Annotated in this window: 13 protein-coding genes; 9 read left to right on the top strand and 4 right to left on the bottom strand. The window is 65.1% G+C overall.

Annotated elements, in window-relative coordinates; translation table 11 throughout:
- Nucleotides 1–6: 6 nt before the first annotated feature.
- The gene (locus tag AC1VNY_RS19655) at nucleotides 7–348 is read right to left on the bottom strand and encodes a hypothetical protein (protein WP_482406476.1); all 342 of its coding nucleotides are present in this window, start codon (nucleotides 346–348) and stop codon (nucleotides 7–9) included.
- A 435-nt stretch (nucleotides 349–783) separates the two neighbouring features.
- Between AC1VNY_RS19655 and AC1VNY_RS19650 the strand changes: the two genes are divergently transcribed.
- Nucleotides 784–1,410: a ParB-like protein gene (locus AC1VNY_RS19650; protein ID WP_016848428.1), complete on the top strand. Its 627-nt coding sequence runs from the start codon at nucleotides 784–786 to the stop codon at nucleotides 1,408–1,410.
- Here the strand turns inward: AC1VNY_RS19650 and AC1VNY_RS19645 are convergent.
- From AC1VNY_RS19645 to AC1VNY_RS19635, 3 genes are all read right to left on the bottom strand, one after another.
- Nucleotides 1,371–1,883 (bottom strand): MgtC/SapB family protein, encoded by a 513-nt coding sequence (locus AC1VNY_RS19645; RefSeq protein WP_028344601.1) that lies wholly within the window; start codon nucleotides 1,881–1,883, stop codon nucleotides 1,371–1,373. The genes AC1VNY_RS19650 and AC1VNY_RS19645 overlap by 40 nt on opposite strands.
- 8 nt (nucleotides 1,884–1,891) lie before the next feature.
- Nucleotides 1,892–2,470 carry a peroxidase-related enzyme gene (locus AC1VNY_RS19640; RefSeq protein ID WP_016848430.1) on the bottom strand — a complete coding sequence of 193 codons (579 nt, stop codon included), beginning with the start codon at nucleotides 2,468–2,470 and terminating at the stop codon, nucleotides 1,892–1,894.
- A 97-nt stretch (nucleotides 2,471–2,567) separates the two neighbouring features.
- The gene (locus AC1VNY_RS19635; protein ID WP_028344602.1) at nucleotides 2,568–4,316 is read right to left on the bottom strand and encodes an ATP-binding protein; all 1,749 of its coding nucleotides are present in this window, start codon (nucleotides 4,314–4,316) and stop codon (nucleotides 2,568–2,570) included.
- A gap of 397 nt (nucleotides 4,317–4,713) precedes the next feature.
- Here AC1VNY_RS19635 and AC1VNY_RS19630 point away from each other — a divergent pair, with 397 nt between their 5' ends.
- From AC1VNY_RS19630 to ggt, 8 genes are all read left to right on the top strand, one after another.
- Nucleotides 4,714–6,600: a putative bifunctional diguanylate cyclase/phosphodiesterase gene (locus AC1VNY_RS19630; protein WP_482406440.1), complete on the top strand. Its 1,887-nt coding sequence runs from the start codon at nucleotides 4,714–4,716 to the stop codon at nucleotides 6,598–6,600.
- A 183-nt stretch (nucleotides 6,601–6,783) separates the two neighbouring features.
- Nucleotides 6,784–7,743, top strand: coding sequence for a catechol 2,3-dioxygenase (locus tag AC1VNY_RS19625; RefSeq protein ID WP_482406439.1), 960 nt, complete (start codon nucleotides 6,784–6,786; stop codon nucleotides 7,741–7,743).
- A 159-nt stretch (nucleotides 7,744–7,902) separates the two neighbouring features.
- Nucleotides 7,903–8,373 carry a DUF1801 domain-containing protein gene (locus AC1VNY_RS19620; RefSeq protein ID WP_482406475.1) on the top strand — a complete coding sequence of 157 codons (471 nt, stop codon included), beginning with the start codon at nucleotides 7,903–7,905 and terminating at the stop codon, nucleotides 8,371–8,373.
- Between the two features lie 214 nt (nucleotides 8,374–8,587).
- On the top strand, nucleotides 8,588–9,865 hold the full coding sequence (soxC, locus tag AC1VNY_RS19615; RefSeq protein WP_482406438.1) for a sulfite dehydrogenase: 1,278 nt from the start codon (nucleotides 8,588–8,590) through the stop codon (nucleotides 9,863–9,865).
- Between the two features lie 34 nt (nucleotides 9,866–9,899).
- The gene (locus tag AC1VNY_RS19610; RefSeq protein WP_482406474.1) at nucleotides 9,900–10,397 is read left to right on the top strand and encodes a c-type cytochrome; all 498 of its coding nucleotides are present in this window, start codon (nucleotides 9,900–9,902) and stop codon (nucleotides 10,395–10,397) included.
- Between the two features lie 138 nt (nucleotides 10,398–10,535).
- Nucleotides 10,536–10,844: a BA14K family protein gene (locus AC1VNY_RS19605; RefSeq protein WP_063607138.1), complete on the top strand. Its 309-nt coding sequence runs from the start codon at nucleotides 10,536–10,538 to the stop codon at nucleotides 10,842–10,844.
- Between the two features lie 134 nt (nucleotides 10,845–10,978).
- Nucleotides 10,979–12,490 (top strand): amino acid permease, encoded by a 1,512-nt coding sequence (locus AC1VNY_RS19600; RefSeq protein WP_482406437.1) that lies wholly within the window; start codon nucleotides 10,979–10,981, stop codon nucleotides 12,488–12,490.
- 83 nt (nucleotides 12,491–12,573) lie between these two features.
- The gene (ggt, locus tag AC1VNY_RS19595; RefSeq protein WP_482406436.1) at nucleotides 12,574–14,310 is read left to right on the top strand and encodes a gamma-glutamyltransferase; all 1,737 of its coding nucleotides are present in this window, start codon (nucleotides 12,574–12,576) and stop codon (nucleotides 14,308–14,310) included.
- Nucleotides 14,311–14,401 lie beyond the last annotated feature (91 nt).

Here is a 14,401-nt window from a genome sequence, read left to right as displayed (position 1 = left end):
GCCAGCCTAGCTGCGCGGCATCACCGTAATCTTCGCGCAATCCCGGCGGCCCATCAGCACGCAATCCTGGGTCTTGCGCAAATCGGCGATGCTCATGGCAAGCCAGATGCCGATCGCGGTGAGCGCCACCGTGAAGGCGAAGGCGGCGATGTTGGCGAGCATGCGCTGGCGGAAATCGTCCGGCTCCTCGCGCGGCTTCTCAAAGCGAGAGAGATCGTTGGCAACGGAAGCTGGGCGCGTCGATCGGAGCGACTCCTCGCGCTTGCCGGGCGGCTGCGCCGAGGTACGCGGCCGGAATTTGAGCACCACGTGCTCGGCATCCGAGGAAATTGGCCGCTGCGTCTTCACTGTTGTCAGTCCGGTCGCGTCGCCGGTTATGTTTAGCATGTTCGCTGCACTTCACACCTAAAATCTTGGTGCGCGCAGAGGTGGTATTCATGCTTCGATCACCTCCAGGAACTGGCTTGCCGTCGAGGTGACTGCTGCGGTGCGCGGGATGCTCGGCATTGCGATGACGAGGCCGATGTCGACACACGCGTTCGACCTTCGCGCATGCACAGTTTGCGCTGCAACGCCGTCACGGAGGTTGAGGCTGCGCGCCCCGGCATTGGCATCCTACGCATTGACGGCCGGGGGAATCGACAGCCCCGAGGCCGGACCATCCGGCCGTCGGCCCCACCGCTTCGTGAAGCCATTCCGCCACACCGGACTCTTTCACCCGCCTGCGGGCTCATGACATAGTGGAACCCGTTCCGGAGTGCCGGTCAAAAGGGAGCATAAATCATGGCCCACACGCGCGAGCCTTACGTCAAACCGGTCCCAATCCTGTCGCTGCGGCCGACCCAGATGACGGTCGGCATGCAGGAGGTAACGGAGAAGCGGAAGCGCTGGCGCGAGCACAAGTCGGACAAGAAGCGCGCCGAACTGCTGGGCAAGCACATGATCCCGGTCGTCCATGGTCCCGACGATCGCTACTACGTGGTCGATCACCATCACATGGCGCGGGCGCTGCACGAGGAGGGCGTCAAGGACATCCTGGTGACGGTGATCGGCGATCTCACGATGGTCGAGCGTGACGTGTTCTGGGGCGTGATGGACAACAAGCGCTGGGTCTATCCCTACGATTCCAAGGGCGAGCGCCGCCACTTCAAGGACATTCCGAAATCGATCAAGGATCTCAGGGACGATCCGTTCCGCAGCCTCGCCGGCGAGATGCGCCGGGCGGGCGGTTTTGCCAAGGACACGACGCCGTTCAGCGAATTCCTGTGGGCCGATTTCCTGCGCCGCCACATCCCGCGCAAGACGGTGGAGAACAATTTCGCCAAGGCGCTGGAGAAGGGACTGGCGCTTGGCCGCAGCAAGGACGCGGTCTATTTGCCCGGCTGGTGCGGGCCGGCATCCGACGACTGATCTGCCGCGGCCTCCGGCCTGTGCTGATCCTCCTTGCCACCGAGCGCGTGGTGCAGCCACCGCTCGGTCCGCTTGCCGAAGGTCAACAGCAGGAACGCCAGCGCGACGGCGGTGACGACGATCGGCCAATGTCCGGCGCCGCAGACGATGCCGACGCAAGCGGCGAAGAATGCGCATGCGGCGCTGGTCAGGCCGCGGACCTGGAAGCGGTCGCCCTGCCGTACGATCACGCCGGCGCCGAGAAATCCGATGCCGGTCAGCACGCCCTGGATCACGCGGCTCACCGCGTCGGTGAACTTGCCGGGCTCGACGGCCTGCAATGCCAACAGCACGACCATCGCCGTCGAAAGGCTGACGAGACCCAGCGTCTTCAGGCCGATCGGCTTGCCGCGCAAGTCGCGGTCGAGCCCGATCGCGCAGCCGGCAAGGGTGGCCGCGCCGAGACGCAGGATGATCTCGCTCCAGTCCGCCAAGGCGTCCTCTATTTCGGCTGCCGGCCGAGCATGTAGAACTCGCCGTTCGGCCGCATGCCGGTGACGTTGGCGAGCCGGTTCGACAGCGCGAAGAACGCCGCAACCGCGGCGATGTCCCAGACGTCGTCGTCGCTGAAGCCGTGGGCGGCAAGCGCGGCGAAGTCCGCCTCCGAGACTTCCTCGGCCGCGCGGCTCACCTTCATGGCGAAGTCGAGCATCGCGCGCTGCCGCGGCGTGATGTCGGCCTTGCGGTAGTTGACCGCGATCTGGTCGGCGATCTCGGGATTCTTGGCGCGGATGCGCAGGATCGCGCCGTGGGCGATCACGCAATACTGGCACTGGTTGGCGGCGCTGGTCGCCACCACGATCATCTCGCGCTCGGCCTTCGAGAGGCCGGAGTCCTTCTCCATCAGCGCGTCGTGATAGGCGAAGAAGGCGCGAAACTCGTCGGGGCGATAGGCCAAGGTGAGGAAGACGTTCGGCACGAAGCCGGATTTCTCCTGCACCGCCAGGATGCGGGCGCGGATATCCTCGGGGAGCTTGTCGAGAGCGGGCGTCGGGAAGCGTTTTGCGGTCGGCTGCGTCATGAGATGGTTCCGGCATGCCGCCTGGATGCGGCGTCACGCGAGACCATAGTGGATGACGGGTCGGGCGCAAGGCGCATCGTGCCTTGCCGCGACGATGCTAGCGCAGCGGCTTCTTCAGCAGCGAGAAGCGGTCCGGATCGAGGCCGAGCGAAGGCTGCAGCATCGGCGCCTCGGCCGGCGCCATGGTGCGCGCCGGCGCCGGAGAGTTGAAGTTGGCATCGCCGCTCGGGCTGTCGCGATGCGAGGTGGCGCCGCGCCAGCGCTCCAGCACGGCGCTGACGAAATGCATGTCATGGCCGGCGGCGACCGACGGTACCGTGGCGATGGTGGCCTCGCCGCGCGGCAGCTGGTGCGGCGGCACCTCCTTGAAGCGCAGCCGGGTCGGCAGAGCCACGCCTTCCCCGAACGCCAGCACCTCGCGGGTGCCGAGCGAGGGCACGAACGACAGCAGGTTGGCGGCGGCGTCCGAGACGGCGGAGCGCAGCAGCGCCTGGTCGCGGTCGTTGGCGAGGCGCATCGTGAACAGCGTGTTGCACTGAGAGATGATGGTCGCGTCGAGCTCGGCCGGACGCTGGGTGATCAGGCCGAGATAGACGCCGTATTTGCGGCCTTCCTTGGCAATGCGCGACACCGCCTTGCGGGTCGGCCCGAAGCCGATATTGCGGTCGGCGGAGGCGTAGCGGTGCGCTTCCTCGCAGACGAACAGCATCGGCGAGACGCCGTCGCTCCACAGCCCGAAATCGAACGCCATGCGGCACAGCACCGACACCACGGAATCGACGACTTCGGCGGGGAAGCCGGCGAGCTGCATGATGGTCATCGGCTTGCCGTTGGCGGGCAGGCGGAACAGATGGCTGATCACCTCGGCCATGGTATCGCCGCCGACATTGGCATTGTCGAACATGAAGGCGTAGCGCGGATCGTTGCGCACCGCGTCGATGCGCGAGATCAGCTTGTGATAGATGATGCGCGACGAGCGGTTCTCCAGCTTGCCCATGCGCTCGTCGATCAGCGAGATCAGGTCGACGAGGCGATAGGGCACCGGCGTATCGACGGTGTAGCCGACCTGCTTGGGGTCGATGCGCTTCAGCCCGAGACCGACCCGGTCGGAGTTCTGGTACTGGGTGTAGATGCCCTTCGCCATCGGAATCACTTCGGCGAGGATGTCGAGCTCCTCGGGCACGCCGGGCCGGCCGCCGAACAGCACGTCGACGATCTCTTCGAAGTTGAACAGCCAGAACGGCAGCTTCAGGTTTCGCGGGTTGAGCACCTGGGCGCGCTCGCCGAAGCAGCGGCCATATTCGTTGTGCACGTCGAGCAGGAAGATGCGCAGGTTCGGCCGCGACTTCAGAATCTCGTTGAGCAGCAGCGACACGCCGGTCGACTTGCCGACGCCGGTCGAGCCGAGCACCGCGAAGTGCTTGGAGAGCATCTCCTCGACGTCGACATAGGCGATGACGGAACGATCCTGCTGCAGCGTGCCGACATTGATCTGGTCCGAGCCGCTCGGCGCATAGACCGTGCGCAGCTCCTGGTTCGTGATCAGATCGGTGCTGTCGCCGATGGTCGGATAATGGGTGACGCCGCGCTGGAATTTCGGGCGGTCGCCGCCCAGGATTTCGCCGAGCAGGTCGACCGAGGCGGTCGCCATGTATTCGTCGGACGCCGGCAGGTTCTCGCACGTCACTTCGGTGATCATGGCGACGATGACCGAACTCGCGCAGCGGATACTGACGAACCGGCCGACCGTTGCTCGCATCTCTGAAAGTTGCATCTGGCCGCCCGCCAGCAGCCCAACCCGGGCCTGCGAGCCGCGCACAGAGATCACACGTCCGAAGGGTGTCACAGTTCCAGCCTGGCTCGTTCTCAAAATCTAAATGTCCGGACCAATATGCCCGCCCGGGATTGGAAAAACCGTTAAATCGCCGGGGTTCTGCATCGGCTAAATCTACACCTTCCCGGTGACGATTTGTTTCTATCGTGCCGCGAGATGACGCGCTGTCGCGCGCATCGGCGGCGGAATCGTCGCTTTCCGGCACAGTTGTGTTTGTTTCCCGGTTTTTCCGTTAACGCGGGATTCACCATCTCCGAGGAGTGCATCGGCAGCTCCGTAGGTTTGCGGGGAATTGGGTGCGAATTGTCATGCGCTGTCGCCCGGTATCGCGTAACCGATTGCTAACTGCGAGTTGTAACGACCTTTCCATTTGTGCTGCGTAACGATGCCGCGCCCGGGAGAGATCAGCGTGCGCATCGAACATCGCAATTCAGGAAATGCCGACGCCGGCTCGACGAAGGGGCTGGCGTTCTGTGCCGGCCTGTTGGTCGGCAGCCTGCTCGGAAGCGCGACCGCGCAATGGAGCGAGCGCGAAGGCCTGCTGATGGCGGCATTCGCGATCATGGCCGTGATCGTCTTCCTGTTGCTCAAGCGGCACGAGATCTCCGACGAACGGCTCGCCACCGAACGTCGCAATCTCATGACTGCCGTGAACAACATTCCGCAGGGCCTCGTGCTCTACGACGCGTCGGCACGCATCATCATCTGCAACCGTCCCTACATCGAGATGTTCGGGCTTTCGCCCGACGTCGCCAAGCCCGGCTGCACCATGCACCGGCTGATCGCACACAGGCAGGAGACGGGCTCGTTCGACGGCGATGTCGACGACTTCTGCGACGCTATCATGGGCAACGTGAAGCTTGGCCGCGCCACGCGTCAGCTGACGCAGGCGCCGGGCGGGCGCGCGATCGAGATCGTCAACAAGCCGCTGCCGGAAGGCGGCTGGGTGGCGACCATCCAGGATATCACGGAGCGCACGCGCACCGAGAACAAGATCGCCCACATGGCGCATTATGATGCGCTGACCGACCTGCCGAACCGGGTGCTGTTCCGCGAGCGCCTGGAGCGGGCACTGAGGGCGATCCGGCCGGATCAGCAGCTCGCGGTCATGTATATCGACATCGACGAGTTCAAGGCCGTCAACGACGCGCTCGGCCATCAGATCGGCGACGAATTGCTCAGGGCGATCGCCGACCGCCTGCGCGGCTGCGTTGGGGACACCGACGTCGCAGCGCGGCTCGGCGGTGACGAGTTTGCCGTGATCCAGACCGTCGTCCGCGATCAGACCGAGACCATGCAGCTCCTCGCTGCGATCTATCAGTCGATCCGCCGGCCGATCGACTGCAGCGGGCATCTGATCACCACCGACGCCAGCATCGGCATCGCCGTTGCGCCCGCCGACGGCCTCGACATCGATCAATTGCTGCGCAATGCCGACCTCGCGCTCTACGGAGCCAAGAGCGACGGCCGCCGCACCTACCGGTTCTTCGAGACCGGCATGGACGCGCGCGCCAAGGCGCGGCGCAGCCTTGAGCTCGAGCTGCGCCAGGCGATCGCCGACGGCAGCTTCGAGCTGCACTATCAGCCGCTGCTCCATCTCGAGGAGGGCCAGGTCAGTTGCTGCGAGGCGCTGGTGCGCTGGCGTCATCCGGAACGCGGCACCATCTCGCCGGCGGATTTCATCCCGATCGCCGAGGACACCGGCCTGATCAACGATCTCGGTCACTGGGTGCTCAACACCGCGTGCCGCGAGGCGATGAACTGGCCGGAGCATGTTCATGTCGCAGTCAACGTGTCTCCGATCCAGTTCAAGAGCCAGACACTGGCGCTCAACGTCGCCGCCGCGCTCGCCGCGACAGGTCTTGCACCTTCGCGGCTCGAGCTCGAGATCACCGAGGCGGTGCTGATCCGCGACGACGAGGCTGCGCTCGATATCCTGCATCAGCTGCGCGAGCTCGGCGTCCGTATCGCGCTCGACGATTTCGGCACCGGCTATTCCTCGCTGAGCTACCTGCAGCGCTTCCCGTTCGACAAGATCAAGATCGACCGCGCCTTCATCAAGGATCTCGCCGGGACCGGCGCGTCGTCCACGATCGTCCAGGCCGTCGTCAACATCGCCGCCGCCAGCGACATGACCACGACCGCGGAGGGCGTCGAGACCGAGCAGCAGCGCAACCTGCTGCGCATCCTCGGCTGCACCGAGATGCAGGGCTATCTGTTCAGCCGGCCGGTGTCATCGGCTGAAATCCGCAAGCTGCTCTCGGCGCATCGCGAGACCGCCGTCTCGGTCGCCTGACCGCCTGCCTCGACCGCTTTCATCGGGTGATTCCAGCCACGGAATGCCGTGCGAGCGGCAATTGCCGGCGCCAATCATTTGTTGACGAGGCCTAATCATTTGTACACTAGTACAAATCGACGCGCCGCGCACCTGTCCAACCGCAAGTCGTCGATCCGGCGTCGTCGCGGAGGGAGACCGTCCATGCAGCAGCCGGAACCGATCTTCGATCTCGCGCATCTCGGGCACATGGAGCTCTTGACGCCGAAGCCGGACCAGAGCCTGAAGTTCTTCGTCGACGTCATGGGCATGACCGTCAGCGGCCGCAAGGGCGAGTCGGTCTATCTGCGCGGCTGGGACGATTACGAGCGCTATTCGCTGAAGCTGACGGCGTCGAAGACTTCAGGGATGGAGCACATGGCGCTGCGGGCGCGCAGCCCGCAGGCGCTTGAACGCCGCGTTGCCGCGCTGAAGGGCTCGGGCTTCGATATCGGCTGGATCGACGATGACATGGGGCAGGGGCCGGCATTCCGCTGCCGCGATCCCGATGGCCATGTCATCGAGCTCTATTACGAGACCGAGTGGTACGAGGCGCCGTCCGAGCTGAGGCCCGCGCTGAAAAACCAGGCGCAGCGCTTTCCGGCGCGCGGCGTCAATGTCCGCAGGCTTGACCATCTCAATTGCCTCGCGGTCGACATCAAGGCAAACCGTCTGTTCTTCGAAGACTACCTCGGCTGCCGCACCACCGAGCAGATCGTGCTCAACGACGGCACGGAAGCCGCGATGTGGATGACGATGTCGAACAAGAGCTACGACTTCGCCTATACGCGCGACCATTACGGCAAGCGCGGCCGGTTTCACCATGTCACCTACGCGCTCGACAGCCGTGAGGAGATCCTGCGGGCCGCGGATATTTTTCTCGAGCACGGGGTGCATATCGAGACCGGGCCGCACAAGCACGCGATCCAGCAGACCTTCTTCCTCTATGTCTATGAACCCGGCGGCAACCGCGTCGAGGTCGCCAACGCCGGCGCACGCCTGATCCTCGCGCCGGACTGGAAGCCGATCGTGTGGACCGAGGAAGAGCGCAAGAAGGGACAGGCGTGGGGGTTGAAGACGATCGAGTCGTTCCACACCCACGGCACGCCGCCCGTGATCGACTAGATGCCGGACCGCCACACGAAAGCCGCCCAAGCGCGTCGATACGCCGCCGCGAACACGCGCGGTCGCTGACGACAACACCGACGCGCAACCGATATGATCTGGCTCGCGAGGACGGACACTGCGCTGCGCGCGAGACGTGAACCGGTGAGAGCGAGCACAATGGTCGGCAAGACGCCGAAGACGTCGGCGAAGAGTGCGAAAAAGAGCGCCGCGAAGCGCGGCATCGCAAAGCCGCGTCTGCTCGCAGGCGGCAATCCGCAGATCGCCAAGGGATATGGTGACGCTCCGGTGCAAGCCTATATCGCCGCGATGCCGGGGTGGAAGCGCGACGTTGGACGCAAGCTTGACGCGCTCATCGTGCGTACCGTCCCCGGCGTGCACAAGGCGGTGAAGTGGAATTCGCCGCTCTACGGCATGGAAGGGGAAGGCTGGTTCCTCGGCATCCATGTCTTCACGCGCTACGTCAAGGTGGCGTTCTTTCGCGGCGCGTCGCTGCATCCGGTGCCGCCGGGCGAGTCCAGGCAGCAGCACACGCGCTATCTCGACATTCACGAGAACGACGAGCTCGACGAAGCCCAGTTCACCGCGTGGGTGAAGCAAGCCAGTCAATTGCCCGGCGAACGGATGTGAACGCAAGCAAGACTGTCGAACAACGGCCATCACGCGCCGTCGATGCGGCTATGCGCGATGGAGCATTGCTTCGCCTCAGCTGTTTGGTGTTAGGCTGCACCAGAGCACGATGAATCGTCATCGCGCTTTGGATTGTTGTCCTGGCATGATCTCTTCGGAAAACCGCTTCGCACTTTTCCGGATCATGCCCTGGTAACGTCAGAGGAAAACGTCGATGAGCGAACACACGACGGACAAGCGCGTGCGAGAGGCGTCTCGCAGGCGATTCCTTCAGGCCGGTGCAGCACTGGCCGGTGGCTCCGCCATATCGGGAGTTGCCGGTTCTACCGCGCTTGCCGAACAGGGGAATAATCTTCCGCCCAATGTGCCGGAATGGATGAAAGCGCCCGGCGACCCGATGGGTAGCCAGCCCTATGGCACGCCATCGGTTCACGAGAAGGCTGTCGTCAAGAACATCTCGAAGACACTGCCGCAGTATATTTCCGCCTCGGGCCGCACGCCGTTGCAGGAGCTCGACGGCATCATCACGCCGAACGGTTTGTTCTACGAACGCCACCATGGCGGCGTGCCGACCATCGACCCGGCCGAGCACCGGCTGGTGCTGCATGGCATGGTCGATCGCCCGCTGGTGTTCACGATGGAGGATATCCGCCGCTTTCCGTCGCAGTCGCGCATCCACTTCCTCGAGTGCTCCGGCAATCCGGTCTACACCAAGCCCTACGGCAAGACGGCCTCCGACCTTGTCGGCCTCCTGAGCTGCGCGGAATGGACCGGCGTGCCGCTGAAGACGGTGCTGGACGAGGCGGGGCTGCAGGCGGGTGCCAAATGGATCGTGGCCGAAGGCGCCGACGCGGCTGCGTTGACGCGCTCGATCCCGATCGAGAAATGCCTCGACGATGCCATGCTGGTCTACAGCCAGAATGGCGAGCGGCTGCGCCCGCAGCAGGGCTATCCGCTGCGCCTGTTGCTGCCCGGCTTCGAGGGCAACATGAACGTGAAGTGGCTTCGCCGGCTCAAGGTCGTCGCCGAGCCGGCCTATTCGCGCGAGGAGACCTCGAAATACACCGACCCGATGCCCGACGGCACGTCGCGCGAATTCACCTTCTATATGGAAGCGAAGTCGATCATCACGCGGCCGTCCGGCGGGCAGAAGCTGACCACGCAGGGCTTTCACGAGATTACCGGCATCGCCTGGAGCGGTCACGGCAAGGTCAAGAGCGTCGAGGTCTCGCTCGACGGGGGCAAGAGCTGGCAGCAGGCCGAATTGCAGGAGCCGGTGCTGACGCGCGCGCTCACGCGCTTCCGCTTGCCCTGGCATTGGGACGGCAAGCCCGCCGTGATCCAGAGCCGTGCCATCGACGAGACCGGCTACGTCCAGCCGACGCTGGCGGAATTGGTCAAGGTGCGCGGTCTCAACTCGTTCTACCACAACAACGCGATCTGGCCCTGGCGCATCGATGCGAATGGTGAGGTGACCAATGGCCAGGTGTAAGTTCAAGGCGGCGTTCCTTGCGAGTGTGGTCGCGATGCTCGCCACTGCCGGGCAGGCCGAGGATCGCTTTGGCATCGGGCGTGCGGCAACGCCCGCCGAGATCGCCGGCTGGAACATCGATATCGGCCGTGACGGCTCCAACCTGCCGCCGGGCAGCGGCAGCGTCGAGCGCGGCCGCACGGTGTTCAGCGAGCAATGCGCGGCGTGCCATGGCGACAGCGGGCAGGGCGGCGTCGGCGACCGCCTGGTCGGCGGACAGGGCACGCTGGCGAGCCCCAAGCCGATCCGCACTGTCGGCAGCTATTGGCCCTATGCGCCGACGCTGTTCGACTACATCCGCCGCGCGATGCCGCAGAACGCGCCGCAGTCGCTGAGCAATGAGGACGTCTACGCGGTGTCCGCCTACGTCCTCAGCCTGAACGGCATCGTGCCGGCCAATGCGGTGCTCGACGCCAGGTCGCTCGCCACGATCAAGATGCCGAACCGCGACGGGTTCGTCTCCGACCCGCGGCCGGACGTGCATAACCATTGAGCGGCGGGCCACGGCTGGCTTGCTCGCAGCATCGTGACGCCGTGGCCCCTGTGCCCGGAGGATTGCCGTCCCTATCTCCGTTTGGGGGCGGCTCGGCCGTCATCCGGCACACGTTTATTGATCGATAGGAGAGGCCGCATGACCAGGTCATGGGCAGTCGCAGCCGCCATGCTGCTCGTGGGAATGACGTTCACGCCGGTCGCGGCCCAGATGTCGGAGCCGGCATATTTCGACGCGCAAAATCCCGGGCGCAGCGCAATCAACGGCGGCGCCCTGACGCCATGGGGTGAGGCCCAGGAGGCCGCGCAGCGCGGGCGCAATCCGGCGAACGCCTACGGTGCCATGCCCGCGGCGGAGCCATCTTCCGCCTGCGCGCGTTACCGTTCATTCGATCCCGCGTCCGGCACCTTCCTTGGCCGCGACGGCCGCCGCCATCCCTGCCGATAAGGCCCTGCACCGCGCTTGGCGGTGGATAACGGCGCCGGCATTCGCCCGGCGCGCGAACGACTGGACGTTAGCCGCGTTATAGTCTGCCGATCGTGTCGGGTCCCGCCGGACCCGAGCGGCGGAGGACACCCGGCGTGACAGACGCTCTGGCCGGTTTCTGGGACCGAAAGTCGACCTCGGACCTGTTGCGGGAGGCGGCGCGGGCCGACGGCGACGCGGAGACGCCGATCTTCAGGCGCTCGCTGTCGGCGTTGCAGCTGGTCACGCTCGGCATCGGCGGCATCATCGGCGCCGGCATCTTCGTGCTGACGGGCCACGCGGCCGCCGCCAATGCCGGTCCCGCGGTCACGCTCTCCTTCATGATTGGTGCGGTGGCCTGCGCCTTCGCCGGCCTGTGCTACGCCGAGATGTCGTCGACGGTGCCGATCTGCGGCAGCGCCTACACCTATGCCTACGCCACGCTGGGCGAACTGATCGCCTGGATCATCGGCTGGGATCTGATCCTCGAATACGCGGTCGGCGCGATCGCGGTCTCGGTCGGGTGGTCCGGCTATTTCGTCAGTCTGATGCGCGATTTCGGCATCAACCTGCCGCAGCAATTCACTTCGGCGCCGCTCGCCTACGACGTCAACGCCGGCGCGTGGTCGTCGACCGGTGCGGTCATCAACATCCCGGCGATGGCGATCATCGCCTTCGTGACCACGCTGCTGGTGGTCGGCATTCGCGAGTCCGCGCGCTTCACCAGCTTCGTCGTCGTGGTCAAGCTCGTCGTGATCGCGCTGTTTCTTGCCACCGCGGCTTCCTCGGTGACGCTGGCGAACTGGGTGACGGCGAGCAACCCGGAGGGCGCGCTGATCCCGCCGAATGCCGGTCCTGGCGTGTTCGGCTGGTCCGGCGTGGTCCGCGGTGCGGCGGTGGTGTTCTTCGCCTATATCGGCTTCGACGCGATCTCGACCGCGGCACAGGAGGCGAAGACGCCGGAGCGCGATATGCCGATCGGCATTCTCGGCTCGCTCGTGATCTGCGCCGCACTCTATGTCGCGGTCGGATTCGTGCTGACCGGCATCGTGCCCTATGACCGGCTCAGCGTGCCCGATCCGATCGCCGTCGGCATCGATGCGATCGGCATCGGCTGGCTCGCTCCGTTCATCAAGCTCGGCATCCTGTTCGGATTGACATCGGTGATCCTCATCATGCTGCTGGCGCAACCGCGAATATTTCGTGCCATGGCGCATGACGGATTGCTGCCGGGCTTTGCCGCTAAAATTCATCCGCGCTTCCAGACACCCTATGTCTCGACCATCTTCGCCGGCACCGTCGCCGCCCTTCTCGGCGGGCTGTTGCCGATCGGGCTGGTCGGCGAACTGGTCTCGATCGGCACGCTGTTTGCGTTCACGGTGGTCTCGATCGGCACGCTGGTGCTGCGCGTGCGCGATCCGGAATTGCCGCGTCCGTTCAAGGCGCCGGCGATCTGGCTGGTGGCCCCGGCTGCCGCTGCAACCTCGCTGTTCCTGATGTTCGGCCTGCCGCTCGACACCTGGATCAGGCTGGCGGTGTGGCTAATGATCGGGCTTGTGATCTATGCGGCCTATGGCAGACGGCATAGCCGGCTGCGCGCAGGCGGCGGGGACAGCGCGGGCCTATAGTGCGCGCGCGTGCGGCCTGCTAGATGTACGCGTTGAGATAGCGCTGCAAGCCGCGACAGTCGGCGCAGGTTCCGGGAGGCTTCATGAAAAATCCAAATGCACGCGCGCGGTGGATGGTCGCCGCGCTTGTCTCGATCGCCGTCATGGCGCCTGGTCCCGGCCATGCGGCGTCGGTTGCGCCAGTCGCGGCCGAGAACGGCATGGTGGTGTCGGCGCAGCATCTTGCCACGCAGGTCGGCGTCGAGGTGTTGAAGCGGGGCGGCAATGCGGTCGATGCTGCGGTCGCTGTCGGTTACGCGCTTGCAGTGGCCTATCCCGCCGCCGGCAATCTCGGTGGCGGTGGATTCATGACCATCCAGTTCGCCGACGGCCGCAAGACCTTCCTGGATTTCCGCGAGACCGCGCCGAAGGGCGCCACCGCCGACATGTATCTCGACAAGGAAGGCAAGATTGTCGCCGGCCTCTCCACCAAGGGCCATCTCGCCGTCGGCGTGCCCGGTTCGGTCGCGGGCATGGAATATGCGCGCGAGAAATACGGCACCATGAAGCGCGCCGACGTGATTGCGCCGGCGCTGCAACTCGCCGAGGACGGTTTCGTGCTCGATCGCGGCGACATTCAGATGTTGGATTCTGCGGTCGACGATCTTCGCCAGGATCCGCCCTCGGCCGCGATCTTTCTCAACAATGGAAAACCGTTCCAGGTCGGCGAGCGGCTGGTGCAACATGAACTCGCCGAGACGCTGCGCGAGATCAGCAAGCGCGGCACGGATGGCTTCTACAAGGGCTGGGTCGGTGCTGCGATCGTCGCCGCGAGCCAGGCCGGCAAGGGCCTGCTGACGCAGGAGGATCTGGACAACTACAGGGTTCGCGAGCTGGCGCCGGTCGAATGTGACTATCGCGGTTACCACGTGGTCTCGGCGCCGCCGCCTAGTTCGGGCGGTGTGGTGATCTGCGAGATGCTCAACATCCTCGAAGGCTATCCGCTGAAGGAGCTCGGCTACCATTCGGCGCAGGCGGTGCACTACCAGATCGAGGCGATGCGCCACGCCTACGTCGATCGCAACAGCTATCTCGGCGATCCGGACTTCGTGAAGAATCCGCTCGAGCGGCTGCTCGACAAGACTTACGCCGCGAAGATCCGTGCCGCGATCGACCCGGCAAAGGCCGGCGTCTCCAGGGACATCAGGCCCGGCGTTCCGCCGCATGAGGGCAGCAACACCACGCACTATTCGATTGCCGACAAGGACGGCAATGCGGTGTCGGTCACCTACACGCTGAACGACTGGTTCGGCGCCAAGGTGACGGCGGCCAAGACCGGCGTGCTGCTCAATGACGAGATGGACGACTTCACCGCCAAGGTCGGCGTGCCGAACCTGTATGGGCTGGTGCAGGGGGAGGCCAACGCGATCGTCCCCGGCAAGCGTCCGCTGTCCTCGATGAGCCCGACCATCGTCTCCAAGGACGGCAAGCCGGTCATCGTGATGGGGACTCCGGGCGGCAGCCGCATCATCACTGCCGTGCTGCTGACCATGATCAATGCCATCGACTACGGCATGAACGCGCAGGAGGCCGTGGACATGCCGCGCTTCCACCAGCAGTGGCTTCCCGAGGCGACCAACCTCGAGGACTACACGCTGTCGCCGGACACGCGGAAGATCCTGGAGGGCATGGGCCACAAATTCGGGCCGCCGCAGCCTACCAATCACCTCGCGGTCATCATCATCGGGGCGCCGTCGCTGGACGGCAAGCCGGTCGGCAACAACCGCTTCTATGGCGCGAACGACCCGCGCCGCAATTCGGGGCTCGCTGCGGGGTATTGAGCGTGACGCCCAACGACAACCCGTAGCCCGGATGAGCGAAGCGATATCCGGGTCTCGTTGAGCTCCCGCATGTCGCTCCGCTCATGCGGGC

This window comes from Bradyrhizobium ferriligni (assembly GCF_056837965.1).
Note: the sequence above shows the minus strand (reverse complement) of the source record. Positions and strands in the feature narration are given on the sequence as shown.